Below are 26,465 nucleotides of genomic sequence, written 5' to 3'. Positions count from 1 at the left end.
CGTCCTCTCGGTGCGGGGCGCCGCCGGGGCGCGTCGCCGGGCGCGGTCAGGGCGCCTTGCCGAGGCGCGCCGCGAAGGTCTCGACGGTGGGCAGGATGCCGGCGACGATGCGCTCGACGCCCCGGGCGGTCGGGTGCAGCCCGTCCGCCAGGGTCAGGCCGCGATTACCCGCGACCCCGTCGAGGAAGAACGGGTAGAGGACGAGCCCGTAGCGCTCCGCGAGGCGCGGATAGATCGCGTCGAACCGCGCCACGTAGTCCGGGCCGAGATTGCGCCCCGCCTTCATGCCGGCGAGCAGCACGGGGATGCCCCGCCCCCTCAGCCGCGCCACGATGGCGTCGAGGTTCCTCTCGGCGACCGCCGGGTCGGTGCCGCGCAGCATGTCGTTGGCGCCGAGTTCGAGGATGACGCCGTCGGTGCCCTCCGGCACCGACCAGTCGAGCCGGTCGAGCCCGCCCGTGGTGGTGTCGCCCGACACGCCCGCATTCTCGACCGTGACGGCGAGTCCCTTCGCCTTCAGGGCGCGCTCCAGAACGGTCGGGAAGGCCGCCTCGGCCGGCAGGCCGTAGCCGGCCGTGAGGCTGTCGCCGAGCGCGACGAGGTGCAGCGCGCGCTCCGCGGCGCGGGCGGGGGCGGCGGGGAGCGTCATCGCGGCGCAGAGGAGCAGGCAGAGGAGCGGGCGCAGGAGCGGGCGGGGGACCGGGAATGTCGCGAGACCGCCATGGTCGCGGCCTAGGCGCTGGCGGAGGCGGCGGCGACCGACCATATCGGTCGGGCGCCCGCCCGCGCGGTCGTCCGCGCGGTCGTCAATGCGGCTCAACTCTCATCCCTCCGGCGTTCTCCGCGACGCCCCCCACAGATCGGCGACGGATCCATGACCGACAAGGCCAGCGCACCGGCCATCGCCCTCGACGGCGTCGAGCTCAGCCTCGGGCGGGGCGCGGCGCGGGTCCACATCCTGCGGGGCATCTCCCTCGCGGTGGCGTCCGGCGAGGCGGTGGGCCTGGTCGGACCCTCGGGCTCGGGCAAGTCGACCCTGCTGATGACCATGGCGGGCCTGGAGCGGCCGGATTCCGGGCGCGTCCTCGTCGAGGGCACGGACCTGTCGCGGCTCGACGAGGACGCCCTCGCCCGGTTCCGCGGACGGCGGATCGGCATCGTGTTCCAGTCCTTCCACCTCGTGCCGACGATGACGGCGCTGGAGAACGTGGCGCTCCCCCTCGAACTCGCCGACCTGCCGGACGCGCAGGCGCGGGCCGAGCGGGACCTCGCGGCGGTCGGCCTCGCCCACCGCCTGCACCATTACCCGGCCCAGCTCTCGGGCGGCGAGCAGCAGCGGGTCGCCATCGCGCGGGCGGTGGCGCCGGACCCGGCGATCCTGGTGGCCGACGAGCCGACCGGCAACCTCGACGAGGCGACGGGCGCCGCGATCGTCGAACTGCTCTTCGCCCTCAAGCGCGACCGCGGCGCCACCCTGGTGCTGGTGACCCACGATCCCGGCCTCGCCCGGCTCTGCGACCGCACGGTGCGCCTGCGCTCCGGGCGGATCGAGGCCGCGGCGGCGGCGTGACCGCGTGTCGGCCTTCCCCGCGACCGCGCCGTCCTCCCCCGCGCGGGGAGGGACCATCGCCCGGCCGTCGCCGCGAGGCCGGCCCGGGCGGCGGGGCGTGATCCCGCCCGGGCCGCTTGCTGCCCGCGCCCTTGCCGCCCGCGCCCCTCGCCCCCGCAGGGCATCCCCAGCCTCCCGCAGGACACCCCCATGCACGGCAGCCTGCCTCCCCTGAGCGCCCCCGGGCGCCGCCCGGCGGTCCCGTCGCGGCTCCCGCTGATCCTGCGCCTCGCCCTGCGCGAGCTGCGCGGGGGGCTCGGCGGCTTCGCGGTCTTCCTCGCCTGCCTGGCCATCGGGGTCGCGGCGATCTCCGGCGTCGCCTCGGTGTCGCGCTCCCTCACCCGGGGCCTCGCCGAGCAGGGCCGGACCATCCTGGGCGGCGACCTCGCCTTCGGGTTGATCCACCGGGAGGCGAGCCCGGCGGAGCGGGCCGTCCTGGAGGCGAAGGGCCGCGTCTCCGTGGTGGCCTTCACCCGCGCCATGGCGGTGGCGGGGGAGAAGGGCGCGGCGCTCGTCGAGCTGAAGGCCGTCGGGCCGGATTACCCTTCCTCCGGCGACCTCGTCACCGCGCCGGCCCTCCCGCGCGAGACCCTACTGGCGGAGCGCGACGGCGCCTTCGGGGCGGCGGTCGATCCCGCCCTCCTCGCCCGCCTCGACCTCAAGATCGGCGACCGGGTCACGGTCGGGAGCGCCACGATCGCGCTCAGGGCCGTGCTGCAGGCCGAGCCGGACAAGATCGCCAACGGGATCGGCTTCGGGCCGCGCCTGCTGACCAGCGAGGCGGCCCTGCGGGCCTCGGGCCTGCTCCAGCCCGGCAGCCTCAACCGCTGGGTCTACCGGGTCCGGCTCGCCGATCCCTCCGACGCGGAGGTCGAGCGGGCCGCGGACGCGGTGCGCGCCGCCCTGCCGGAGGCGGGCTGGGAGATCCGCTCGCGGCTCAACGCCGATCCGCGCTTCGCCCGCAGCGTCGAGCGCTTCACCCAGTTCCTCACCCTGGTCGGGCTCACGGCCCTGATGGTGGGCGGCGTCGGCGTCGCCAACGCGGTGCGCGGCTTCGTCGAGCGCAAGCGCGCCTCGATCGCCACCCTGAAGAGCCTCGGCGCCCCCGGCGGGCAGGTCGTCGCCCTCTACCTGACGCAGGTCATGCTGATCGCCGCGATCGGCATCGCGATCGGGCTCGCGGTCGGCACCGCCCTGCCCTACGGGCTCGTCCTCGCCTTCGCGGACCTGCTGCCGGTGCCGCTCACGCCCACGCTCGCCCCCGGCGAGCTGGCGGTGGCGTCCCTCTACGGGTTCCTCACCGCCCTGGCCTTCGCGATCGGACCCCTCGGGCGCGCCCACGACGTCGCGGTGTCGGGGCTGTTCCGCGACACGGTCGATCCCGAGCGGCGCTGGCCGCGCCCGCGCTACCTCGTCGTGCTCGGCCTCGCCCTCGCGGGGCTGGTGGCGCTCGCCCTCCTCACCGCCTTCGACCGCCGGGTCGCCCTGATCTTCATCGTGGCGGCGGGCCTCGCCTTCGGCCTGCTGCGGGGCGTCGCCCTCGCCCTGATGGCGCTGGCCCGCCGGCTGCCGCGCCCGCGCGGCGCCGCGCCGCGGCTCGCCCTCGCCAATCTCCACCGCCCGGGCGCGCTCACGCCCTCGATCGTGCTCTCGCTCGGGCTCGGCATCACGCTCCTGGTGGCGCTGAGCCTGATCGACGCCAGCATCACCCGCACCCTGACCCGCTCGCTGCCCTCCCGGGCGCCGAGCCTGTTCTTCCTCGACATTCCGGGCCGGGACGCCGCGGCCTTCGACCAGTTCCTCGGCGGCGAGGCGCCGCGGGGCAAGATCGAGCGGGCGCCGATGATGCGCGGGCGCATCGTCGCCCTCAACGGGCGGCCGGCGAGCGAGATCAAGGCGCCGGAGGACGCCGCCTGGGTGCTCGACGGCGACCGGGGCATCACCTACGCGCAGGACCTCCCCGACGGCTCGCGGGTGACCGAGGGGGCGTGGTGGAATCCCGAGCAGGCCGCGACGCCGCTGGTCTCCTTCGACGACCAGCTCGGCCGGGCCCTCGGCCTCAAGGTCGGCGACAGCGTCACGGTCAACGTGCTCGGCCGCAACCTCACCGTGAAGATCGCCAATCTGCGCCACGTGGAATGGCGCACCCTCGGCATCAACTTCGTGATGGTGTTCTCGCCCGGCACCTTCCGGGGGGCGCCGCACGCCGACCTCGCGACCCTGACCCTGCCGGAGGGCCCGGACCCGGCCCTGGAGGCGAGGATCCTGCGGGAGGCCGCCCTGCGCTTCCCGTCGGTGACCAGCGTGCGGGTGAAGGACGCCCTCGACGCGGTGAACGACATCGTCGGAAAGCTCGTCTTCGCGATCCGCGGCGCGAGCGGCGTCGCCCTCGTGGCGAGCCTGTTCGTGCTCGCGGGCGCGCTGGCGGCGGGCCACCGGGCGCGCCTCTACGACGCGGTCGTGCTCAAGGTGCTCGGGGCGACGCGGATGCGGCTGCTCGGCGCCTACGCCCTCGAATACGGGGTGCTCGGCCTCGCCACCGCCCTGTTCGGCCTCGCCGCCGGCACGCTCGCCGCCTTCGTCATCGTCACCCAGGTGATGCGGATCGATTTCCGGCTCGATCTCTCCGGGGCGCTCCTCGCCTGCGCCCTCGCGGTGGTGGTGGCGGTCGGTCTCGGGCTCGCCGGGACCTTCAGGATCCTCGGTCAGAAGCCGGCGCCTTACTTACGAAATCTGTGAGCGTTTAATCCCTCGAACCGGCTGCGGCCGATTGACGGCCCCCTTCTCTGGGGTGCGGGGCCGGCACCGACCCTTGTGCGGACAAGCCCGGCCTCTCATATTCGGCGCACGACGCCCGGTTTCGGCGTCCGAGGATCGCGTGAGCCTCGATCACGAACTCCCACGCTAGAGAGCTTCCGAAGGAATCTCCCATGGCATTCGAGAACAGCCCGTTCCGGCAGGGCGGCGCGACCGGGTACGGAGCCCCCTCGGGCTACGCCCGCGGCCAAGTCGAGGTCGACCAGGGCCTGCGCGCGTTCATGCTCGGCGTCTACAACAACATGGTGCTCGGCCTCGCCGTCTCGGCGCTGGTCGCGCTCGGCGTCAACAAGCTCGCCACCACCGCCGTTCCGGCGGAGGCGGCCCGCAACGGCGCCGGCCAGATGGTGCGGATCGGCGGCCAGTACCTGACGCAGTTCGGCATCACCCTCTACACCACGCCCCTGATGTGGGTGGTGGCGCTGGCGCCGCTCGCCTTCATCTTCTTCTTCTCCTTCCGCATGGACCGGATGTCGGCGGCGAGCGCCCGCACGACCTTCCTGGCCTTCGCGGCGGTGATGGGCGCCTCGCTCTCCACGCTGCTGCTCCGCTACACCGGGGCCAGCGTGGTGCAGGTCTTCTTCATCACCGCGGCGGCGTTCGGCGGTCTCAGCCTCTACGGCTACACCACCGCGCGCAGCCTGTCGGGGATCGGCTCGTTCCTGGTCATGGGCCTGATCGGCCTCGTGATCGCGAGCCTGGTCAACATCTTCCTGGCCTCGAGCGCGCTGCAATTCGCCATCTCGGTGATCGGCCTGCTCATCTTCGCCGGCCTGACCGCCTACGACACGCAGAAGCTGAAGGAAATGTACCTGTACGGCAACTTCGACCAGGAGGCTGCCGCCAAGGTCTCGGTGTTCGGCGCGCTGACGCTGTACCTGGACTTCATCAACATGTTCCAGTTCCTGCTCGCCCTGATGGGCAACCGGAACGAGTAACGCTCGCATCTCTGCGGGGCCTCGCGGACCCCGGCCGCCCCCGGCGGCCGGGGTTTTTGCTGCGCGGGGGCGGTCGGGCGGGGCGCCGTTGCGGGACGCCCGCGACGGGGTGATCGGCCCCCGGCCGACCGCGCCCGCTCGCCGGCTCCCTCCCCGCCCGCACCTGGGCGCGAATGCCGCAATCGTGGGACGGTGTTTTCGCCTCCCGCCCCCGGAGCGCGAGCTTTCTTCCGGACGGATCCGCTTCGGAAGAACAAAATTGGCGATATCGTCAGGTCTACTCGCCGCGGACCGTCGCACATTCCCGTGCTGCGCCGTCTAGATATCGCGCGAAGTCTTGATTCCCCCTGCGGTCGCCTTAAGCGAGAGGGCTGTGTTCGGGTCTCCGAACACGGGATCCGCGATCCCGGACACCCTCGAAGGACCTGCCCCATGCGACGCAGAGACCTCCTCGCCGGCGCCTCGGCGCTCCTCGCCGCCGGCGGCCTTCCCGCCCGCGCGGCCGCGGCCCTGCCCAGGGAACTGCGCCTCGGCTTCCAGAAATCCGGCCTGTTCGTCTCGGCCCGCCAGCGCGGCGTCTACGAGGCGCATTTCCGGCCGCTCGGCGTCCCGGTGCGCTGGGTCGAGTTCCAGTTCGGCCCGCCCATGCTGGAGGCGCTGAACCTCGGCGCCATCGACTTCGCCACGGTGGGCAACGCCCCGCCGATCTTCGCCCAGGCCGCCTCCGGCAACCTCCTGTACGTGGCCGCCCAGGAGGCGGGCGGCGAGGCCGTGATCGTGCCCGAGGGCTCGGGGCTGCGCAGCCTCGCCGACCTCAGGGGCCGCACGGTCGGGGTGCCCAAGGGATCGAGCGCCCACGCCACCCTGGTGGCGGCGGTCGAGAAGGGCGGCCTCGGCTGGGGCGACATCAACCCGGTCTACCTCGCCCCCGCGGACGGCGTCGCGGCCTTCGCCCGCGGCGCGATCGACGCGTGGTCGATCTGGGATCCCTACCTGGCGATCGCGGAGGGCAAGGGGGCCCGCGTCCTCGCCCACAACCACGAGGTGGCGAACCCGCACAGCTTCTACCTCGCCAACCGGGCCTTCGCCGAGACCTACCCGGAGGTGGTCGGTCAGATCGCGGACGTGCTGGCGCGGGAAGCCGCCTGGGCCGAGGCCAACCGCGACGCCTACGCGCGGACGTTGCACGAGGCGCAGGGCATCCAACTCGAGGTCGAGGCGGCGATCGTCGCCCGCACCCGCTTCCGGATCAAGCCGATCGACGAGGCGGTCCTGGACGGCCAGCAGGCCACCGCCGACCGCTTCCACCGCCTCGGCCTGATCCCGCGCGCGATCCGGGTCCGCGACATCGCCTGGGCCTGGATCCCCAAGGCCTGATCCGCGCCGGCCGGTTAACGAAATATTGCGTCGCGCCGGCGCGACGCAATATTTCGCCCCGAACCGCCGCGTCCGACGCAAAATCCCGGACATGGCCGCCCCCTATACGCAGCTCAGCTTGAAATCAGGGACGGAACGGGGCGGGGGCGGTCATGATGGGCGTGGCGAGACTGATCCTGTTGGGCGCGATGCTGGCGGCCGGCATCGTCGTGATGGCGAACGGGCACGGGCCGCGCCCGGCCGCCCTCAGCCATGCGGCGCCGGCCCCGGCGGCGCCGGACGCCTGCGCGGGCGCCGCCTGGCCCTACCGTCCGGCGGCCTGCACCGGGACCGCGCCGCGGCCCGCCGTGCGGGTGATCGGCGCCGCGCCCCTGCGCCTCGCCGAGCGCTGACGCCGATGCCCCATTTCAGCGCCGACCTCCTGGAGGGCGACCCGGACGGCGCCGCCCTCCTGCGCGAGATCCTCGGCGCCGGCGCCCGGGACCGCTGCAGCGCCTGCGCGCCCACGCCCCTCTTCGCCGCCCCGCCGCCCCCGCCGCCGAACGGGCGCGCGCCCCCGCGCGCCCCGCCCGGAGGGCCGCGCCCCGCGCCCGCGGGCCCGCCGCCAGCTGCGCGAGCGGCGCGCCGGGCTCGCGCCCCCGGCCTGACCCACCCCCGCGCCGGGCGGCCCTGCCTGGCACTCCCGAACAGGGAGTGCCAAAATTTTTTCGGCGCCCCCTTGAACGGCGGTGTCCGCGCTCCCAGCTTGGCGGCGGCCGGGCGGCTCAGGCGAGAGCCCGGCCCTGTACGACATGGTTGAGAAGCGCTGGAGACACTCGATGACGTTCCAACCGCTCCATGATCGCGTGGTGGTCCGCCGCATCGACGCGGAGGAGAAGACCAAGGGCGGCATCATCATCCCGGACACCGCCAAGGAGAAGCCCCAGGAGGGCGAGGTCGTCGCCGTCGGGCCGGGCGCCCGCGACGAGGCCGGCAAGCTCGTCCCCCTCGACGTGAAGGCGGGCGACCGGGTGCTGTTCGGCAAGTGGTCGGGCACCGAGGTCCGCATCGACGGGCAGGACCTCTTAATCATGAAGGAATCCGACATCCTCGGCATCCTGGTGGCGACCGAGGCCGTCAAGAAGGCCGCCTGAGCGGGGCCTTCGATCCACGTCATGTCTCCCGAGGAGTGACATTATGGCAGCCAAAGACGTTCGTTTCTCCGCCGATGCCCGCGAGAAGATGCTGCGCGGCGTCGACATCCTGGCCAACGCCGTCAAGGTGACGCTCGGCCCGAAGGGCCGCAACGTGGTGATCGAGAAGAGCTTCGGGGCTCCGCGGATCACCAAGGACGGCGTGACGGTCGCCAAGGAGATCGAGCTCGCCGACAAGTTCGAGAACATGGGCGCCCAGATGGTGCGCGAAGTGGCCTCGAAGACCAACGACCTCGCGGGTGACGGCACCACCACGGCGACCGTGCTGGCCCAGGCCATCGTCAAGGAAGGCGCCAAGTACGTCGCCGCCGGCATGAACCCGATGGACCTCAAGCGCGGCATCGACCTCGCCGTCGCCGCCGTCGTCGAGGACCTGAAGCAGAACTCCCGCAAGATCACCCGCAACGACGAGATCGCCCAGATCGGCACCATCTCGGCCAACGGCGACGCGGAGATCGGCCGCATGCTCGCCGAGGCGATGCAGAAGGTCGGCAACGAGGGCGTGATCACGGTCGAGGAGGCCAAGACGGCCGAGACCGAGCTCGACGTCGTCGAGGGCATGCAGTTCGACCGCGGCTACCTCTCCCCGTACTTCATCACGAACGCGGAGAAGATGATCGCCGAGCTCGAGGATCCCTACATCCTGATCCACGAGAAGAAGCTGTCGTCGCTGCAGGCGATGCTGCCGGTGCTCGAGGCGGTGGTGCAGACCGGCAAGCCGCTGCTGATCGTGGCCGAGGACATCGAGGGCGAGGCGCTGGCCACGCTGGTGGTCAACAAGCTGCGCGGCGGTCTGAAGGTGGCGGCCGTGAAGGCGCCGGGCTTCGGCGACCGGCGCAAGGCGATGCTGGAGGACATCGCGATCCTGACCGCCGGTCAGATGATCGCGGAGGATCTCGGCATCAAGCTGGAGAACGTGACGCTTCCGATGCTCGGGCGGGCCAAGCGGGTGCGGATCGAGAAGGAGAACACCACGATCATCGATGGGGCCGGGGAGAAGGCGGACATCGAGGCGCGGGTGGCGCAGATCAAGGCGCAGATCGAGGAGACGACCTCGGACTACGACCGGGAGAAGCTGCAGGAGCGCCTGGCGAAGCTGGCCGGGGGCGTGGCGGTGATCCGGGTCGGCGGCGCGACCGAGGTCGAGGTCAAGGAGAAGAAGGACCGCGTCGACGACGCCATGCACGCGACCCGCGCGGCCGTGGAGGAGGGCATCGTCCCGGGCGGCGGCGCCGCCCTCCTGCGCGCCAAGGCCGCGGCCCAGGGCGTGAAGAGCGACAACCCCGACGTCCAGGCCGGCATCAACATCGTGGTGCGGGCCCTTGAGGCCCCGATCCGCCAGATCGCCGAGAATGCCGGCGTCGAGGGCTCGATCGTGGTCGGCAAGGTCGCCGAGAACGGCTCGGCCACCTTCGGCTTCGACGCGCAGAACGAGACCTACGTCGACCTGATCCAGGCCGGCATCGTCGACCCCGTCAAGGTCGTGCGCACCGCCCTGCAGGACGCTGCCTCGGTGGCCGGCCTGCTGGTGACGACCGAGGCGATGGTCGCCGACGCGCCCAAGAAGGAGGCCCCGCCGGCCATGCCGGGCGGCGGCGGCATGGGCGGCATGGGCGGCATGGGCGGCATGGATTTCTGAGCCGTCCCACCACCGACTCGGAGCGAAGGGCCGCCGCGAGGCGGCCCTTCTGCGTTCCGGCCCGCCGGCGGTTGACAACCATCATTAACCATGGTTCGGACCGCTGCAGCTTATGGTGGTTTTCCTGGACAAGAAAATCTTTCTCTTCGGTTTCCGTGCCCTCCATGTCCCCAGGCGTCCAAGTTCTCGGGGCTTTTCGCAGTGCCCGGGTTGAGGCAGGATCGGGCAGCTCTGGGCGTTCTGCTCGGCGTTTGTCACGGAATTTGCATCGAAATCTTGCGGCAGGCGGGGGATGGCGGGGGATGGCGGCGGCCCGCGCCCCGGCTCCGGCCTGCCCGCGCGGCCCGGCGCCGGAAGGGGACGATGATGTCCAAGCGATCGCTCGATCTCGCTCGCGAGGTTCTCCAGGCCATCCACCGCACGGCGACGCCCGAGAATGTCCGCGACCAGCTCCTCAGGACCCTGGCGGGGGTGGGCGTCGAGCACGTGCTGCTCGCCACCCTGCGGATCTGCGACGCGGTGCCCTGCGATCGCCGCCCGACCGTGTTCGCCGGCACCTACCCGGACGAGTGGGCGCGGCGCTACTATGCCCGGGACTACATACTCCACGACCCGGTGGTGCGCGGCGTCGGCGAGCGCGGCAGCGGCTTCGCGTGGTCCGATCCGGGCCTCTGCGCCCCCGACGACCGCGCCGCCCGCCGCGTCCTCGACGAGGCGGGCGAGTTCGGCCTGCGCGAGGGCTTCACCCTGCCGCTCCTGACCCTGGAGGGCGACACGGCGGGCGTCAGCTTCGTCGGCGAGAAGCTCGACCTCAGCCCCGCCGTGCGCGGCATGCTCACCCTCGTGGGGACCTACGCGCTCGGTCAGGTGCTGCTGCTCGCCAAGGGCGAGACGGGCCCCCTCGCCGAGCCGCTCTCCCCGCGCGAGCGCGAGAGCCTGCAATGGGCCGCGGACGGCAAGTCCGACCAGGAGATCGCCGACGCCATGGGCATCTCCGCGCACGGCGCGATCCGCCACCTGCGCGCCGTGCGCCGCAAGCTCGGCACCACGAGCCGCGCCCATGCGGTTGCATTGGGATTGCGACTCGGTATCATCAGTTGAATTCCCAAAGTACAAGTTCTTGGACTATGGCGGCCCGCTGCCATGCGTAGAAGGGACTCCGCACCACCGGAGCCTCCCGATGATTCACGTTGTCGATGCCACCAACATCCACCTCTACGCGGCCGAGATGGAGCAGGCCTACCGGCTCCGCCACGACATCTTCGTCAAGGACAAAGGCTGGAGCGATCTGAGGAGGCCGGATCAACGGGAGGTTGATCAGTTCGATGACGAGCACGCGGTTCATCTTCTTGCCATTCAGGGGGATGATCTTGTCGGATACTCTCGCCTCCTGCCGACCACGCGGCCCTATCTGCTCTCCTCCGTCCTGCCCGAGCTGTGCGACGGGCCCGCGCCGTCGGCGCCGCACATCTGGGAATGGGGCCGGATCTGCGTCTCGGACCGGGCTCGCATCTCCGGCCGGCGCCTGAACCCGGTCGCGCTCGCGCTGACCACCGGGATCGTCGAGTGGGGCCTGCCGCGGGGCGTCTCCCGCTTCATCTCGCAGAACCCGACCTCCTGGCTCCTGCGCCTGATCCAGCTCCACTTCCGCGCCTTCCCGCTCGGCCTGCCGCGGGTGATCGAGGGCGAGGAGATCATCGCCGTCGAGGCGGGCTTCGACGAGCGCACCCTGCGCCAGCTCTGGGCCGTGCGCGGCGCCGACCGGCCGGTCCTGGCCGCCGCCTGACCCCCTCGCCCCAGTCCAGCCCCTGCCAGGAATCCCCCGATGCACCGCGATTCACCCTCCGCGCGCCCGCTCCTGCCCGAGGGCGCGCGCCGCTCCGACGACGTGCAGGCCGAACTCGCGATCCTGCGCGCCGCCGCCGCGGCGATCGACCTGCAGTTCCTCCCCGACCCGGCGGTGGCCGGCCGGCCGGCCGTCCAGGCGCTGATCCGCGCCGCCTGGGAGGTGTTTCGCGAGTCCGGCCGGGACGATGCCAGCGGCGAGCCCAAGCTCAACTGATGGAGGACGGGGCGGAACCCTGCCATGCCGATCCGGCATGGGAGTCCCGGCGCGGCTCGACTTAAGCTCGCGGTCCGCGGGGCGAGGCCGCGGGCGCGGCGCGACGCCGCGCGCGGGGCCCTCCCCGCGGAGGGAGGCGCCAGCGCGCCGGCGCGGGTCTCTCGCGTCCAGCCAGGGGATGCGACGAGACCGTGACGAAGGACGCGCCCGCCCGGGCCTCGCTGCCGCTGCTCGTCGCCGTGACGATGACCGGGACCGTGGCGCTGCACATCTTCGTGCCGGTGCTCCCGGCCGCGGCGGCGGATCTCGGCACCTCGCCGGTCGTGGCGCAGCTGACGATCACCCTCTACCTCGTCGGCCTCGCCTGCGGACAACTCGTCTACGGCCCCCTCTCCGACCGCTACGGCCGCCGCCCGGTGCTGATCGCCGGGATGGCGCTCTACCTCGCGGGGCTGCTCCTGGCGATCCCGGCGCGCAGCATCGGCGTCCTGGTGGCGGCGCGGGTGCTGCAATCGCTCGGGGCCTGCGGCGCCCTCGTGCTCGGCCGCGCCATGGTGCGCGACGTCTCGACCGCGGAGGACGCCACGCGCAAGCTCGCGCTCCTCACCATGGCGATGACCCTGACGCCCGCCCTCGCGCCGGCGATCGGCGGCGTCGTGGGCGGGGCGCTCGGCTGGCGGGCGGTGTTCGTGCTCCTCGCCGCCCTGGTCGCCGTCCTCGGCGCCCTCGTGCTGCGCGGCCTGCCGGAGACGAACCGGCACCCGGTCGCCCTGCCGGGCCTCTCGGCCGTCGCCGCCTCCTACCTGCGCCTCCTCGGGGCGCCGGTCTACCGCGCCTACGTGGTGGCGGGCGCCTGCGCGGGGACGAGCCTCTACGCCTTCCTGGCGGTGGCGCCCTTCCTGCTCGGCGAGCGGCTGGGCCGGACGCCGCAGCAGGTCGGGTTCGACTGCCTGCTCGTCGTCGCCGGCATGGTGGCGGGGGCGTGGATCGCCGGCCGCCTCGCCGGGCGGATGCCGATCCGGCGCGCCGCGCGCCTCGGCAACGGCCTGTGCTTCGCCGGGGCGCTGGCGCTGCTCGCCGTCGATCGCGGCGGCGCGCTCGGCGTGGCGACCCTGATCCTGCCCCTCGTCCTCTACGCGGTCGGGATCGGGCTCCTCGGCCCGAACGCCGTGGCGGGGCTGATGAATGTCGACCCGCACGCCGCCGGGGCCGCGTCGAGCCTCTACGGCTTCCTGCAGATGACCCTCGGGGCCGCGTTCACGGTCTCGGTCGCGGCGTGGCACGACGGCACCGCGACGCCGGTCGCCGTGACCCTGCTCGCGGCGGCCAGCCTGGCGGCCCTGGCCCTCCGGCGGGGCTGAGGCGGGCCGGCCCCGATCCCGGTCGTGCAGCCGTCGCCCGCCGCCGCGGCTTTTGCTTGGGCCGTCCTGACTTCGCCCCAGTGCCGAGCCGGAGGATTATGCAAGCCTTAGGAATTGATCGGCAAAGCTCGACGACGAGCATCTTCGGTTTCTAGGCTGCACTCGCGGCACCGGGGCGTGAATCGCGATCCGGGTGCTTCGACGTTGGGGAATGGCGCATGCCCGATCTGAGGTCCGCGGAACCCGGGGACGCATCGGCGCCGCACGACGTCCCCGGTCATCCGACCGGCCCGCGGGGGCCGGGCCCGATGCGGTCCCTTCTGGCCGCGGCATGGTCGGCCCTCGCGCGGGGCGCCGGCGACGCCCTGCGGGCGCGCGGGCTCGGCGCCGAGGCGGCCGACCCGCTCCGGGACCGCATCCGCGTCGCGCAATTCGCCGAGATCAAGAAGCAGATCCCCGCGCTCTACGCCTGCCTGACGGCGAACGCCGTCGCCGTCGCCTTCACGCATGCGCGGCTGGCGCCGCCCTGGCTGACGGTCGGGGTGCTCGCCCTCCTGGTCCCGATCTGCATCGGCCGCGGCATCCACTGGTACCGGCTCGACGCCGGGCGGGTCGACGCGGCCGAGGCGGCGGCCCGCATGCGCCGGACGGTCGTTCTCACCGCCTTCCTGTCCCTCGCCTTCGTGGTCTGGGCCGTCATGCTCGACGGCTACGGCGGCCCCTTCGAGCGCGGCCACGTCGCGCTCTTCGTGGCCATCACGGTCATCGCCTGCATCTTCTGCCTGATGCACCTGCCGGCATGCGCCCTCCTCGTCACCGCGATCGTCACCGCGGTCTTCCTGGCGCACTACCTCACGACCGGCAACGCGGTCTTCGGCGCCATCTCGCTCAACCTCGCTTTCGTGGTGATGGTGATGGTGCGCGTGCTGCGCGCCAACTACGACTCGTTCCTGAAGCTGATCCATTCCCAGGCCGCCCTGATCCGCAAGCAGGAGGAGATGCGGCTCCTGGCCGAGGAGAATTTCCGCCTCGCCCACACCGACAGCCTCACGGGGCTGCCGAACCGGCGCTACTTCTTCGCGGCCCTCGACGGCCTGCGCGACGGGCCGGACCGGGCGGAGCTGGCCCTGGCGATCTTCGACCTCGACCACTTCAAGTCCATCAACGACAGCTACGGGCATTCGGCCGGCGACCGCGTCCTCGCCGAGACCGGCCGCCGCCTGGGGAGCCTCGCGGGGAAGGCCGTCAGGGTGGCCCGTCTCGGCGGCGACGAGTTCGGCGCCCTGATCGACGCGCGGGCCCTCGGCCGCGACGTCGCCGCCTTCTGCCGGGAGGTCTCGGACCTGCTGAGGCAGCCGTTCCGCGCCGGCGACATCCTCCTGTCCCCCGGCTGCTCCTGCGGCGTCGCCTTCGCCAGCGCCGCCGACCGCGACGGCGCCGCCCTGTTCGACCACGCCGACCACGCCCTCTACCAGTCCAAGCAGCATCGCCGCGGCGCCGTGACGGTCTACTCGAAGGAGCAGGACGACCTGATCCAGGCCGAGCGCGCCGTCGAGGCGGCGCTGCAGGCGGCGGGACTGGAGGCCGAGCTGGAGCTGCACTACCAGCCGGTCTACGACCTGGCCTCCGGGTCGGTTCGGACGGTGGAGGCGCTGGCGCGCTGGCGGAGCCCGCTCCTCGGCGCGGTCCCGCCGAGCCGGTTCATCCCGGTCGCGGAGCGCTGCGGCCTGATTCACCGGCTGACGCTCCTGCTCCTGGAGAAGGCGCTCGGCGAGATCGACCACCTGCCGCAAGCGGTCGGCCTGTCCTTCAACCTGTCCTCGCACGATCTCAGCTCGCCCGAGGCGACCGACGCGATCGTCGCGCTCATCCTGCGCAGCGGCGTCGCGCCGAGCCGCCTGACCTTCGAGCTGACCGAGACGGCGCTGATGGCCGACCTGGAGGCGGCGGGCCGCTCGGTCGGCAAGCTCCGTGCCCTGGGCAGCCGGATCGCCCTCGACGATTTCGGCACCGGCCATTCGAGCCTCGGCTACGTGCACCGGCTGGGGCTCGACCGGATCAAGATCGACCGCAGCTTCGTGGCGAGCGTCGACACGCCCACCGGCGAGGCGATCGTGAAGACGATCCTGCACCTCTGCACGTATCTCGGCCTGGAATGCGTCGCCGAGGGCGTGGAGACGGAAGAGCAGCTCGACCGCCTGCGGGGCTTCGGCTGCCGCCTGGTCCAGGGCTACCTGCTCGGCAAGCCGGCGCCCCTGCGCGAGCTCTGCCCGACGCCCGGCCCCGGCGGGATCCTGCCGCGGTCGCGCGCCGCCTGATACGGGATCCGCTTGATCAAAGCGGGTCCCGGATCACGAGCCCGCGCGGCGCCTGAGCGCGGCGCCTGAGCGACGCCGACATCCGCATGGCCGAAATCGGAGATGGCGAAGCCATCAACCGGATGGCGGATGACGGCTCAGGACCGGCTCCGCCCCGCCCCGCCCCGCTTCGCCTCCCGGCGGCAGCGATCCGAGCAGTAGCGCACCTCCTCCCAGACCCGCTCCCACTTGCGCCGCCACGCGAAGGGCCGGCCGCATTGGGCGCAGATCTTCTCGGGCAGGTCGCCCTTGCGGCGCATCGGCGGCACGGCTCAGCGGCCGGTCTGGCCGGCCTCCGCCAGCGGCAGCGTGCTCCAGCGGGTGATCTGCACGAAGCCGTCCCGGGCGGCCACCAGCACGTGGCGGCGGTGGCGGTGCACGATCGCGCCCGGCGCGTAGCGGTGCGGCTCGACCCAGCCGTCGGCCGCCGCCACGAAGACCCGGGCGTCGTTGAGCCGCGCCACGGTCTCGATCGTCCCGAAGGCCCGCACCTTGCGCAGCACCGCGGCGACGGGCTGGCGGAAATCGAGGGTGCGGTCCGCATCCGTCACCCGCGGCCAGTAGGAGCCGTCGCCCTGCGGCTCCGGGGCCCGCCAGCGGGCGGGCAGGTCGCGGGCGATCGGTCCGGCGGCCAGCCGCATCGCGGCGATCTGGCAGCGGGCGAGCAGCGTCTCGTGGGTCTCGCCGGGCGAGAGCGGGAAGAGCTCCTGGGCGAGGATGTCGCCGGTGTCGAACCCCTCCTCGGCGAGGACGTGGGCGGTGACGCCCCAGGTCTCGTAGGAATCGAGGATCGCCTTGAACAGCGGGTAGGGGCCGCGGCCGGTCGGCAGCGGCGAGGGGTGGAAGTTGAGCGCGTAGCGCACCCGGCCCGGCCAGCCGGTGATCAGCCAGGGATAGCCCGCGACGACGAGCGCCCAGTCGCGGCCGTGCTCCTGGGTCAGCGCGTCGAGATCCGCCGGCCGCACCCGCGAGAGCTGGATCGGCACCCGGTGGCGGCGCGCCAGCGTCACCACGCTGTCGTTGAAGTCGTAGATGCCGTCGCAGGGCCGGGTGAAGAGCTTGATCGGCTGCCAGCCGGCCCCCGCCAGGGCCTCGAAGACGCCGCCGAGAAAGTCGATCCCCGCGAAGGCGAACTTCATGCCCCTGGCTCCCCCGGATCGCCGCCGGCCCCTGCGGCAGTTCAGCTCGGCTGACCCGAGCCCGTCCCGCCATACCTAGCGCCGGACGCGGGCCAAGGGGAGCCGCAAGGCGAGCGGCGAGGCGCGCGGCAAAGGGGGGCGGCATGACGGGCGGGGCGGCACGGGTTCTGATCTTCGGCGGCACGGGCGGGATCGGCCTCGCCGCGGCCCGGGCGCTGCGGGCGCGCGGCCGGCCCCTCCACCTCGTCGCCCGCGACGCGGGCCGGCTCGCGGCGGCCGCCGCCGAACTCGGCGACACGACCGTGACGGCGGGCGACGTCACCGACCCGGCCACCGCCGCGCGCGCCGCCGCGCAGGCCGGGGACGCGCTCGGCGGCCTCGTCTACGCGGTCGGCAGCATCACCCTGCGGCCGGTCGCGCGGCTGCGGGCGGAGGAGATCGAGGCCGATTTCCGCCTCAACGCGCTCGGCGCCTTCCTGGCCGTGCAGGCCGCCGCGCCCGCGCTGCGGGAGGGGGCCGGGACGGGCACGAGCGGGGTCGTGCTGTTCTCCACGGTCGCGGTCGCCCAGGGCTTTTCCGCCCATGCCAGCGTGGCGATGGCCAAGGGCGCCGTCGAGGGACTCGCCCGCGCGCTCGCGGCCGAACTTGCCCCGAGCGTGCGCGTGAACGTCGTCGCCCCCTCCCTCACCCGCACGCCGCTCGCCGCGCCGCTCACCGCCAACGAGACGGTGGCGAACGGCATCGCCGGCATGCACGCGCTCCAGCGCCTCGGCCGGCCCGAGGATGCGGGCGGCCTCGCGGCCTTCCTGGTCGGCGAGGAGGCCGGCTGGATCACCGGCCAGGTGATCGGCGTCGATGGCGGGCGCTCGCGCGTCCGCACCAGGGGCTGAGGCGCCGTGCGGACGCTGCGCTTCGTGCTGGGCGACCAGCTCCACCCGCGCCTCGCCGGCCTGACCGACCTTGACCCGGCCCGCGACGTGGTGCTGATGGCCGAAGTCGCCGAGGAGGCGACCTATGTCCGTCACCACAAGCAGAAGATCGCGCTCGTCCTCTCGGCCATGCGCCACTTCGCGGCGGAGCTGAGGGCGCGCGGCGTCGCGGTCGACTACGTGGCGCTGGAGGATGCGGGCAATACCGGCTCCTTCGGTGGGGAACTCGCCCGCGCGGTCGCCCGCCACCGGCCCGACCGGGTGGTGGTGACCGAGCCCGGCGAGTGGCGGGTGCTCGCGATGATGCGGGATTGGTCGGAGACGCTCGGCGTTCCGGTCGAGATCCGCGCCGACATCCGCTTCCTCTGCCCGCGCGAGGCCTTCGCGCGCTGGGCGGAGGGGCGCGCGAGCCTGCGCATGGAGACCTTCTACCGGGCGATGCGCCGCCGGACCGGCTTCCTGATGCGGGACGGCGCCCCGGTCGGCGGGCGCTGGAACTTCGACCAGGAGAACCGCCGCAAGCTTCCGGCCGATCACCGCCTCCCCGCGCGCCTGCGCTTCCCGCCCGACGCGGTCACCCGGGAGGTGATCGCCCTCGTGGCCCGGCGCTTCCCCGGGCATTTCGGCGATCTCGACGGGTTCGGCTGGCCGGTGACGCGGGAGCAGGCCCTGGCGGCCCTGCGCCACTTCCTGGACGAGTGCCTGCCCGCCTTCGGCGACTACCAGGACGCGATGCGGGCGGGCGCCCCCTTCCTCTACCACGCGCTGCTCGCGCCCGCCCTCAATCTCGGCCTCCTCGACGCCGAGGAGGTCTGCCGGGCGGCGGAGCGCGCCCACGCGGAGGGGCGCGCGCCCCTCAACGCGGTCGAGGGCTTCATCCGCCAGATCCTCGGCTGGCGGGAATACGTGCGCGGCCTCTACTGGGCGAGGATGCCGGATTACGCGGCCACCAACGCCCTCGGGGCGGCGCGCGACCTGCCCTGGTTCTACTGGTCGGGCGAGACGGCGATGCGCTGCCTCGCCGACAGCGTCGCGGCGACGCGGGCCCACGCCCACGCCCACCACATCCAGCGCCTGATGGTGCTCGGCAACTTCGCCCTCCTCGCCGGGATCCGGCCCGCCGCGCTGGAGGAGTGGTTCCTGGTCGTCTACGCGGATGCCTACGAGTGGGTGGAACTCCCGAACGTCCACGGCATGGCGCTGTGGGCGGACGGGGGCCTGCTCGCCTCCAAGCCCTACGCGGCCTCCGGCGCCTACATCGACCGCATGTCGGATTACTGCCGCGCCTGCGCGTACGACGTGCGGCTGAAGAGCGGGACGCGGGCCTGCCCCTTCAACTACCTCTACTGGGCCTTCCTGATCACCCACGCGGAGCGGCTCTCGGGCAACCCGCGCCTCGCCATGCCCTACCGCACCCTCGCGCGGATGCCCGCCTCCCGCCGCCGGGAGATCCTGGCCGATGCCGCGCGCTTCCTCGCGGGGCTCGACGGGTCAGAGGGGCAGCCACAGGCAGGTCGCCAGGAAGAGGCCGGGACGCCGGACCTTTTCCTCGTAGAGCCATCCGGCTGAGACCCGCCCGTTGGCCTCGCCGAGGGCGAAGTCGGTGAGGTGGAGGCCGAGCGACCACTTCCGGTAGCCGGTCGCGTCGGCGTAGAGGGCGGCCTCCGGGCCCAGATAGGCCGGGCCCGCCCGCCATCCCCAGGAGACCCGGCCCCAGCCATCCCGGCGGGCGCTGCCGGTGATCGCCGTGACGGTGAGGAGGGTCTCGGGCGTCGGCCGGGCCCAGACCTCGGCGTGGAGGCGCAGGCCGAAGCGCAGGGCGCGCCGCGGCGCGCCGCCGGTGCCCAGCGTCTCGAAGGACATCTCGGGACCGACGAGGACCGCGACGACGCCCCATTCCCGCAGCCACTGCCAGCCCCCCAGGGCGTTGGCGAGGACGGTGTGGCGGAACACCCGCGGCGGGCGCCGCCCGTCCGGGGCCGGGCGCCCGTACCAGTCGCGCTCGCTCCGCAGGCCGGTGCCGAACCCGCCGAGCAGGACGAATCCGTCGCTGACGAGGCCGCCCGGCGCGGCCTTGACGCCCGCGTTGACGAAGGTGGAGCGGCCCGCATCGAGGCCGCCGAACAGCACCGCCCGGACCTCGTCCCGGCCCTCGGCCGCGGCCGCCTGCGCCCAGAGCAGCGCGCCGCAGGCCGCCGCGAGATCGCCCCATCCGCGAAGCTGATTCGGGCCGCGCAAGGGACGATCCGGTGCGGTGCGGTGCAAACCGATGGAAAAGTCTTTTCCATCGTCTTTCGAGTCAACTCTCTTCCGTTAGGAAAATCGCAAGATGTCGGAACGAATCGGGATCGCCGCGCCTTCCTCTGAGGAAGTCCGGCACGCGGCAGGGCCGGCGCGGGGCTGCTAGCAATCCCTCGCGGATGCTGCCAAAGCCTTGTTTTTGCACGCGAAAGCCGATTTTTGGTCTTGAGCTTAACGGTGCCTTCACCCCATCATCGGACCGTTAGCCGGCAAGTTGCGCGGCCGCGATCGGTTCGGCCGAGGAAGGAGGTCCGATGGTTTCCAGGGAGTTCCTGCGTCAACTCGAGGGCTATGGTCTGACCACCGCGCAGATCCTGTACCGCATGCCCGACCATCCCGGGGTGCTGCAGACCTACGTCTGGCAGGATTACGATCTCGCCCCGAAATTCCCGGTCCTGCACGATTTCCTGGCGTTCTGGGAGCGCGAGCTGGAAGGCCCGCTCCATTCGGTGCGTGTGTCCCATTCGCAACTCATCAAGCCGGCCGAGTTCCGGACGGTGAACGGCGTGCTCACGCTGCACTGAACCGGGGGGCCTGCCTCAGGAAAGCCCGGTTGCTCGGCTGAAGACGGCCCGGTTGCCCTCTCGCGGGGGCGCGAGGATGGCTGCGGATGACGAGCACGCGCGCGCGGTTGGCGGCGGCGCCCCGGGAGCCGGTCGGGCTCCTGGACCGGGACGACGAATGCGACGCATCGCCCGCACGACGGGCGGTCGGGTTGGCCGAGGGGAAAGAACAGGTTAGAGCGGGCGCCGCGACCGAGGCAGCGGACGGCACCCCCTTGACCAAACCGACGCGAACCTCCGACGTCCTGACGGTGCTGGCCGCGCAGGAGGCCGACCGTCTCACGGTCGGGGACATCGTGGCGGTGCTGCGCGACCGGGCCTTCGCCCTGCTGGTGGTGCTGCTCGGCCTGCCGAACTGCCTGCCGATGCCGCCGCCGATCCCGCTGATCTGCGGGCTGCTGCTGGCGCTGGTGGCGGCCCAGATCGCGGCCGGGATGTCGGCGCCCTGGCTGCCGCGCGCCCTGCTCGGCCGCTCGATTGCCCGCTCCGACCTGCAGCGGGCGGTGGCCCGGGCGGTGCCGCTGCTGCGGCGCCTGGAGCGCTGGTCGCGCCCGCGCATGCGCGTCTTCGAGAACGAGGTCGGCATGCGGGCGATGGGCCTGCTGCTGCTCACCCTCGCGCTGGTCCTGATCGTCGCCGCGCCGATCGTCGGGCAGATCCCGCTCGGGCTCGCCGTGTCCCTGGTCGGGCTCGGCCTCGTCGAGCGCGACGGGATCGTGGTGATGGCCGGGCTCGGGGTCGGGGCGCTCGGCGTGCTGCTGAATCTCGGCTTCGTCTACGCGGTGTTCAGCGCCGTCGTGGGCCTGTTCAGCCTCGGGATCGCCTGATCCGACATCCGACGGGTCGCGTCGCCATCTCCCATTTCGGCCATGCGGATGTCGGCGTCGCCCAAGCGCCGCGCGGGCGTGTGATCCGGGATCCGCTTTTCGGACGTGATCGTTCGGACAGCGGATGATTCATCTCAGAGCGGATCGTTCGGGGATCGCGCGAGGCCGGCGAGGGCCTCGGGCGTGTCGACGTCGAGGAGGATTCCGGCCTCCTCGACCGGCCATTCCCGCACGTCCCTCCGCCCGGCGAGGAGCGGCCCCGCGCCCCGGTCCCCGGCGAGCGCCGCGAGCTCCGCCGCGAGCCGGCGGCGGTTGAGGAGCACCGGGTTGCCGCGCCGCCCGGCGCAGACCGGCACCACGGCCGCGTCGGTCCCCGCGAAGGCCGCCGCGAGGCCGGCCAGCAGCGCCGGGGGCACGCGCGGCATGTCCCCGAGCAGGATGATCGCGCCCTCCGCCGCCTCCGGCAGGGCCGCGAGCCCGGCCCGCAGGGAGGTCGACAGCCCCTGCGCGTAGGCGGGATTGCGCACGAGGACGAGGTCGAGGCCGGCGAGCGCCGCGCGCACCGCCTCCTCGGCGTGGCCGAACACCGCGACGACCGGCCCGATCCCGGCGCGCAGGGCCGCCTCGGCGGCGTGGCGCACCAGGGGCACCCCGTCGAGCGGCGCCAGCAGCTTGGGCGCCGGGCCGAAGCGGGTGCCGCGGCCGGCCGCGAGCAGCACGAGGCCGACCGGCGGGCTCACGCCCCGTCCTCCGCCTCCGCCGGGGCGCCGCCCTCCCGCGGCTGCGGCCGGGAGACGATCTCCATCAGCAGCCCCCCGACCCCCATGCCGACGAGGTCCGCGCGCCCGACCGGGATGCCGGCGAGCAGCCGGTGCAGCACCCAGTCGAAGCCGTTCTCCTTCGGCGAGCGGGCGCAGCCCGGCGCCCCGATCACCGGGACCTCCCCGAGGCGCCCGAGCAGCAGGAGGTTGCCGGGATCGACCGGCATGCCGAGATGCTCGACCCGCCCGCCCGCCGCCGACAACCCGGCCGGGATCACGTCCCGCCGGTCCGCGATGGCCGAGGCGCCGAACACCACGACGAGGTCGGCCGGCGCCGCCACCGCCTCGCGCAGGGCGGCCGCGACGGATTCGGCCCGGTGCGGCACCCGCGTCTCGGCGGCGAGTGCGGCGCCGGCCGGCGCGAGGCGCTCCCCAGGACCCGCAGCGTCTTGTCGACGACGCTGGGCTTGAGGCCCGGCAGCAGGGTGGAGACCACCGCGACCCGCCGCAGGCGATAGGGCGCCACCGCGACGGCCGGGCGGGGGACGGCCTCGCGCGCCCGGCGCAGGACGTCGCCCGGGATCGCGTAGGGGATGATCTTGACCGTGCCCACCATCTCGCCGGCGACGACGGGCTTGAACGGGGCGAGGGTCGCCAGGGTGACGGCCTCGTCGACCCCGTTGACGGCCGCGATCGCGCCGCCGTCGAGCACGAGCACGCCCGCCGCGGCGGCGTGGAGGTTGGCGCGGCCGGTGAAAGGAGGGGCGAGCTCGATCCCCTCCCCGGCCACGGACGCGGCGATCGTCCGGGCGGCCTCGTCCTCGCCGACGTCGCCCGGCTCCGGCGCCGCGACGACGACCTCGGCGATGCCGGCCTCGGCGAGGCGGCGGACCTCCTCGGCGCCGATCCGGCTGCCCTTGCGCAGCACCGCGCCGCCCGCCCGCACCGCGTGGGCCGAGATCAGCCCGACGGAATCCGCGACCGGGACGGGACCGAACCTCATCGGCTCACCTCACGGGCCGGCGCGGCGCAGGGCCGCGACGATCTCGGCGAGGATCGAGACGGCGATCTCGGCCGGGCTCACCGCGCCGATGGCGAGGCCGATCGGGGCGCGCAGCCGCCCGATCCGCTCCTCGGACAGGCCCGCCTCGCGCAGCCGCTCGACCCGCCGGGCGTGGGTCTTGCGCGAGCCGAGCGCCCCCACGTAGAAGCACTCCGCCGCGAGCGCCGCGACCAGCGCGGGATCGTCGATCTTCGGGTCGTGGGTCAGCGCCGCGACGGCCGTGTAGGCGTCGAGGGGCGGCAGCCCCGCCAGGGCCTCGTCCGGCCACAGCGCCACGAGGGGCACGTCCGGGAAGCGCTCGGGCGTCGCGAAGGCGGTGCGCGGGTCGATGATCGTGACGTCGAGCTCGACGAGGCGGGCCATCGGCGCCAGCGCCTGGCTGATATGGACCGCGCCGACGATCACCAGCCGCGGCGGCGGCACCTGCACGGTCAGGAAGACGGGCCCGCCCTCCGCCTCGGCGAGGCCGCTCCGGCCCGTCCGGAAGCGGGGCAGGAGCTCGGCCGCGAGCGGGTCGGCGGCGGCCTCGGCCTCGCGCACGAGGCGCTGCGCGGAGCCGTCGAGGGCGGTCACCAGGATCGCGGCGCGGCGCGCGGCGCGCTCGGCGTTGAGGGCCTTCAGGAGATCAAGCTGCATGGCGTTCCCCGCGCCGGACCCTCGCCGGGCTCCCCCTCACGCGACCCGCTCCACCAGCACCCGGATCCGCCCGCCGCAGGACAGCCCGACCCGCCACGCGGTCTCGTCGGCGACGCCGAATTCCAGCACGCGCGGGCGCCCCTCCTCGATCACCTCCAGCGCCTCGGTGATCACCGCGCCCTCGACGCAGCCCCCCGAGACGGAGCCGAGGAAATTGCCCTCCTGGTCGATCGCCAGGTGGCTGCCGACCGGGCGGGGCGCCGAGCCCCAGGTCTCGATCACGGTGGCGAGCGCCACGCCGCGCCCGGCCTCGCGCCAGGCCTGCGCGGCCGAGAGGATGTCGGTGTCGGTGGAGAGCATCGGGGATCTCCGGCGCCCCGCCGCGGGCGCGCTGCCGAGAAGGTAGGCATCAGCCGGCCCGGCGCAACCAAGCGCGCGGGTCGTCGGCGCGGACCGGCCCTGCGCCGAGCGCGCGGCAGAGATCCTCCATCGCCGCGAGGCTGTGGATCGGCCGGAAATCGTGGACGTGGGGCAGCATCGCCCGGATGCCGGCCGCCCGGGCCTCGAAGCGGTCGAAGCGCAGGAGCGGGTTCAGCCAGACGAGGCGGCGGCAGGAGCGCTTCAGCCGGTCCATCTCGAAGGTCAGTTCCGGCGTCACCTCGCGCTCCAGCCCGTCCGTGAACAGCAGCACCACCGCGCCCCCGCCGAGCACCCGGCGGGACCAGTGCCGGTTGAAGGCGTGCAGGGCCGCGGCGATGCGGGTGCCCCCCTCCCAGTCGCGGGCCCGGGCGCTCGCCCGGACGAGCGCCTCGTCCGGGTCGCGCCGGGCGAGTTCGCGGGTGATGTTGGTGAGCCGCGTCGCGAAGACGAAGCTGTGCACCCGGCGCCGCTCGCCGAGGGCGTGCAGGAAGTGGAGGAAGAGGCGCGAGTACTCCGCCATCGATCCCGAGATGTCGGCGAGGGCGACGATCGGCGGCGGCCGCACCCGCGGCGACCGGAACGCGAGGTCGATGCTTCCCTGGGCGCGCAGGGTGCGCTGGAAGCTGCGCCGCGGGTCGATCCGCCCGCGCGCCGTCGGGGCGAAGCGCCGGGTGCGGGCGGCGTCGTCGGGCAGCGCCAGGGCGGCGATCAGGCGGCGGGCCTGCGCCACCTCCTCGGTCGACATCTGGGCGAAGTCCTTGGCCTTCAGCACCTCGCGCTCGGAGACCGTGAGGGTGGCGCGCAGGGCCGCCTCGTCCTGCTTCGGCCGGGGCCGGGGGCGTCGGGCGCGAGCGCCTCGCGCACCCGCAGGGCCCCGGCCTTCGGCGGCTCGCGCCCCCGGGCCGGCGCGACCGGCGCCATCTGGGCGATCAGCGCCTCGATGAGGTCGCGCCGCCGCCAGAACAGGCGGAACGCCTCCTCGAACAGCACCGAATGCTCGTGCTTGCGCACCAGGACGGCGTGGAGCGTCCAGTAGAGGTCCTCGCGGCTGCCAATCCGGGCCGCCACCACGGCCTCGACCGCGTCGATGACGTCCCCGGGCCCGACCGGCAGCCCGGCCCTGCGCAGGGCGCGGGCGAAGTGGGCGATGTTGTCCGGCAGCCGGCCCGTCATCGCGCGGCCGACCGCACCTCGTCGAGGAGCGCCTTGGCCCGCCCGGCCTGCATCGCCGCGATGTCGTCCTGGTACTTCAGCAGCACGCCGAGCGTGTCGGAGACCAGGGCGGGATCGAGGGCGACGGCGTCGAGCTCGACGAGGGCGGTCGCCCAGTCGAGGGTCTCGGCGACGCCGGGCGCCTTGAACAGGTCCTCCTTGCGGATCGCCTGCACGAAGGCGACCACGTCGCGGGCGAGCGCCTCCCCGGCGCCGGGCACGCGCCGGCGCAGGATGGCGAGTTCGCGCGCCGCGTCCGGGTAATCGACCCAGTGATAGAGGCAGCGGCGCTTGAGCGCGTCGTGGATCTCGCGGGTGCGGTTCGAGGTCAGCACCACGATGGGCGGCTCGGGCGCCCGCACGGTGCCGAGTTCCGGGATCGTGACCTGGAAATCCGACAGGATCTCGAGCAGGAAGGCCTCGAAGGCCTCGTCGGTGCGGTCGAGTTCGTCGATCAGCAGCACCGGGGCGCCGCCCTCCCCCGGCTCCAGGGCGCGCAGGAGCGGTCGCCGGATCAGGTAGCGCTCGGAGAAGAGTTCGGATTCGAGCCGGTCGCGGTCGACCCCGCCGCCCGCCTCCGCGAGGCGGATCGCCATCATCTGCCCGGCATAGTTCCACTCGTAGACCGCCGAGGCGACGTCGAGGCCCTCGTAGCATTGCAGCCGGATCAGCGGCCGGCCCAGGCTCGCGGCCAGGACCTTGGCGATCTCGGTCTTGCCCACGCCCGCCTCGCCCTCGAGGAAGAGCGGGCGCCTCAGGCGCAGCGACAGGAAGGCCACCGTGGCGAGCGCCCGGTCGGCGACGTAGCCGGCCGCGGCGAGGAGGTCGAGGGTGGCGTCGATCGAGGCGGGCGGGGTCATGCGGTCCCTGTCTCCGGGTCGGAGACCGGGACGTAGCGCGTCACGAGGATGCTGTCCGCCCGCTCGCGCATCGCATGCGCATCGAACCCTGCCTGCATGTGCAGCAGCGTATCCATGCTGACGCCGAAGGCCTTCTCCACCCGCAAGGCCATTTCGGGCGACAGGCTCGCCTTGCCGTTGAGCAGGTCGGAGAGCGTCGCGCGGCGGACATCGAGGATGTCCGCCGCCTTGCCGACCGAGAGGTCGAGCGGCTCGATCACCTCCGCGCGGATGAACTCGCCGGGATGCGCGGGTTTCATCCCGATCCGGATCGGCGGCTCGGCCATCGATGGTCATCCTCCAGGTCGAGGTTGTAGATCTCGCCCTCACCCATGTCGAACGCGGTGCGCCAGGTGCCGGAT

General features: G+C 73.5%; 25 protein-coding genes and 2 pseudogenes. 16 read left to right on the top strand and 11 right to left on the bottom strand.

Annotated features, from left to right (window positions below; translation table 11 throughout):
- Positions 1–46 precede the first annotated feature (46 nt).
- Entirely contained in the window at positions 47–820 is a 774-nt protein-coding gene (locus QA634_RS27555; protein WP_012335172.1) for an arylesterase, read from the bottom strand.
- Positions 821–874: 54 nt separating this feature from the next.
- Between QA634_RS27555 and QA634_RS27550 the strand changes: the two genes are divergently transcribed.
- From QA634_RS27550 to QA634_RS27495, 12 genes are all read left to right on the top strand, one after another.
- Complete coding sequence (locus QA634_RS27550; RefSeq protein ID WP_012335171.1) at positions 875–1,570, top strand: ABC transporter ATP-binding protein; 696 nt, start codon at positions 875–877, stop codon at positions 1,568–1,570.
- 189 nt (positions 1,571–1,759) lie between these two features.
- Positions 1,760–4,348 (top strand): ABC transporter permease, encoded by a 2,589-nt coding sequence (locus QA634_RS27545; RefSeq protein WP_012335170.1) that lies wholly within the window; start codon positions 1,760–1,762, stop codon positions 4,346–4,348.
- Between the two features lie 191 nt (positions 4,349–4,539).
- Positions 4,540–5,364, top strand: a complete 825-nt coding sequence (locus QA634_RS27540) for a Bax inhibitor-1/YccA family protein (RefSeq protein ID WP_012335169.1) — start codon at positions 4,540–4,542, stop codon at positions 5,362–5,364.
- 432 nt (positions 5,365–5,796) lie between these two features.
- Positions 5,797–6,741 carry an aliphatic sulfonate ABC transporter substrate-binding protein gene (locus tag QA634_RS27535; RefSeq protein ID WP_012335168.1) on the top strand — a complete coding sequence of 315 codons (945 nt, stop codon included), beginning with the start codon at positions 5,797–5,799 and terminating at the stop codon, positions 6,739–6,741.
- Between the two features lie 155 nt (positions 6,742–6,896).
- Positions 6,897–7,133, top strand: coding sequence for a hypothetical protein (locus tag QA634_RS27530; RefSeq protein ID WP_012335167.1), 237 nt, complete (start codon positions 6,897–6,899; stop codon positions 7,131–7,133).
- Positions 7,134–7,559: 426 nt separating this feature from the next.
- Entirely contained in the window at positions 7,560–7,874 is a 315-nt protein-coding gene (gene groES / locus QA634_RS27525) for a co-chaperone GroES (protein ID WP_012335165.1), read from the top strand.
- A gap of 43 nt (positions 7,875–7,917) precedes the next feature.
- Positions 7,918–9,573: a chaperonin GroEL gene (gene groL / locus QA634_RS27520; RefSeq protein ID WP_012335164.1), complete on the top strand. Its 1,656-nt coding sequence runs from the start codon at positions 7,918–7,920 to the stop codon at positions 9,571–9,573.
- Between the two features lie 363 nt (positions 9,574–9,936).
- The gene (locus QA634_RS27515) at positions 9,937–10,674 is read left to right on the top strand and encodes a LuxR family transcriptional regulator (protein ID WP_012335163.1); all 738 of its coding nucleotides are present in this window, start codon (positions 9,937–9,939) and stop codon (positions 10,672–10,674) included.
- A 79-nt stretch (positions 10,675–10,753) separates the two neighbouring features.
- Positions 10,754–11,359, top strand: coding sequence for an acyl-homoserine-lactone synthase (locus QA634_RS27510; RefSeq protein ID WP_012335162.1), 606 nt, complete (start codon positions 10,754–10,756; stop codon positions 11,357–11,359).
- Between the two features lie 39 nt (positions 11,360–11,398).
- Entirely contained in the window at positions 11,399–11,635 is a 237-nt protein-coding gene (locus tag QA634_RS27505) for a hypothetical protein (RefSeq protein WP_012335161.1), read from the top strand.
- Between the two features lie 191 nt (positions 11,636–11,826).
- Positions 11,827–12,996 (top strand): multidrug effflux MFS transporter, encoded by a 1,170-nt coding sequence (locus tag QA634_RS27500; RefSeq protein ID WP_012335160.1) that lies wholly within the window; start codon positions 11,827–11,829, stop codon positions 12,994–12,996.
- Between the two features lie 308 nt (positions 12,997–13,304).
- Positions 13,305–15,314 carry a putative bifunctional diguanylate cyclase/phosphodiesterase gene (locus QA634_RS27495; protein WP_012335159.1) on the top strand — a complete coding sequence of 670 codons (2,010 nt, stop codon included), beginning with the start codon at positions 13,305–13,307 and terminating at the stop codon, positions 15,312–15,314.
- A 137-nt stretch (positions 15,315–15,451) separates the two neighbouring features.
- Here QA634_RS27495 and QA634_RS27490 read toward each other — a convergent pair whose 3' ends face one another.
- Together QA634_RS27490 and QA634_RS27485 are read right to left on the bottom strand one after the other, a co-directional pair.
- Positions 15,452–15,622 carry a DUF2256 domain-containing protein gene (locus tag QA634_RS27490; RefSeq protein ID WP_198293016.1) on the bottom strand — a complete coding sequence of 57 codons (171 nt, stop codon included), beginning with the start codon at positions 15,620–15,622 and terminating at the stop codon, positions 15,452–15,454.
- Between the two features lie 3 nt (positions 15,623–15,625).
- Entirely contained in the window at positions 15,626–16,492 is an 867-nt protein-coding gene (locus tag QA634_RS27485; protein ID WP_012335157.1) for a methionyl-tRNA formyltransferase, read from the bottom strand.
- 143 nt (positions 16,493–16,635) lie between these two features.
- On the opposite strand from QA634_RS27485, the gene QA634_RS27480 reads away from it, so the two are divergent.
- Entirely contained in the window at positions 16,636–17,382 is a 747-nt protein-coding gene (locus tag QA634_RS27480) for an SDR family NAD(P)-dependent oxidoreductase (RefSeq protein ID WP_012335156.1), read from the top strand.
- A gap of 6 nt (positions 17,383–17,388) precedes the next feature.
- A complete protein-coding gene (locus QA634_RS27475; protein ID WP_012335155.1) occupies positions 17,389–18,990 on the top strand; it encodes a cryptochrome/photolyase family protein in 1,602 nt (533 codons plus the stop codon).
- Here the strand turns inward: QA634_RS27475 and bcsS are convergent.
- A complete protein-coding gene (gene bcsS, locus QA634_RS27470) occupies positions 18,913–19,659 on the bottom strand; it encodes a cellulose biosynthesis protein BcsS (protein WP_012335154.1) in 747 nt (248 codons plus the stop codon). The two genes, QA634_RS27475 and bcsS, sit on opposite strands and share 78 nt — an antisense overlap.
- Positions 19,660–19,976: 317 nt before the next feature.
- Between bcsS and QA634_RS27465 the strand changes: the two genes are divergently transcribed.
- Both QA634_RS27465 and QA634_RS27460 read left to right on the top strand, forming a co-directional pair.
- Positions 19,977–20,246, top strand: a complete 270-nt coding sequence (locus QA634_RS27465; protein WP_012335153.1) for an usg protein — start codon at positions 19,977–19,979, stop codon at positions 20,244–20,246.
- 290 nt (positions 20,247–20,536) lie between these two features.
- The gene (locus QA634_RS27460; RefSeq protein WP_026190719.1) at positions 20,537–21,112 is read left to right on the top strand and encodes an exopolysaccharide biosynthesis protein; all 576 of its coding nucleotides are present in this window, start codon (positions 20,537–20,539) and stop codon (positions 21,110–21,112) included.
- Positions 21,113–21,246: 134 nt separating this feature from the next.
- Here the strand turns inward: QA634_RS27460 and QA634_RS27455 are convergent, their stop codons facing one another.
- From QA634_RS27455 to QA634_RS27425, 7 genes and pseudogenes are all read right to left on the bottom strand, one after another.
- Entirely contained in the window at positions 21,247–21,852 is a 606-nt protein-coding gene (locus QA634_RS27455; protein ID WP_012335151.1) for a nucleotidyltransferase family protein, read from the bottom strand.
- Positions 21,849–22,876 (bottom strand): annotated as a pseudogene (locus QA634_RS27450) (molybdopterin-binding protein). Before QA634_RS27450 ends, QA634_RS27455 begins: the two are co-directional and overlap by 4 nt.
- 9 nt (positions 22,877–22,885) lie before the next feature.
- The gene (locus tag QA634_RS27445; RefSeq protein WP_012335149.1) at positions 22,886–23,572 is read right to left on the bottom strand and encodes an XdhC family protein; all 687 of its coding nucleotides are present in this window, start codon (positions 23,570–23,572) and stop codon (positions 22,886–22,888) included.
- Positions 23,573–23,608: 36 nt separating this feature from the next.
- The gene (locus tag QA634_RS27440) at positions 23,609–23,932 is read right to left on the bottom strand and encodes an XdhC family protein (protein ID WP_012335148.1); all 324 of its coding nucleotides are present in this window, start codon (positions 23,930–23,932) and stop codon (positions 23,609–23,611) included.
- Positions 23,933–23,981: 49 nt separating this feature from the next.
- Positions 23,982–25,165, bottom strand: a pseudogene (locus QA634_RS27435) (vWA domain-containing protein).
- Complete coding sequence (locus QA634_RS27430) at positions 25,162–26,064, bottom strand: AAA family ATPase (protein ID WP_012335146.1); 903 nt, start codon at positions 26,062–26,064, stop codon at positions 25,162–25,164. The pseudogene QA634_RS27435 and the gene QA634_RS27430 overlap by 4 nt, the downstream one beginning before the upstream one ends.
- The gene (locus QA634_RS27425) at positions 26,061–26,390 is read right to left on the bottom strand and encodes a HigA family addiction module antitoxin (RefSeq protein ID WP_012335145.1); all 330 of its coding nucleotides are present in this window, start codon (positions 26,388–26,390) and stop codon (positions 26,061–26,063) included. Before QA634_RS27425 ends, QA634_RS27430 begins: the two co-directional genes overlap by 4 nt.
- Positions 26,391–26,465 lie beyond the last annotated feature (75 nt).

The organism is Methylobacterium sp. CB376 (assembly GCF_029714205.1).
GTDB lineage: Bacteria > Pseudomonadota > Alphaproteobacteria > Rhizobiales > Beijerinckiaceae > Methylobacterium.
This window is presented reverse-complemented; position numbering and strand designations above follow the sequence as displayed.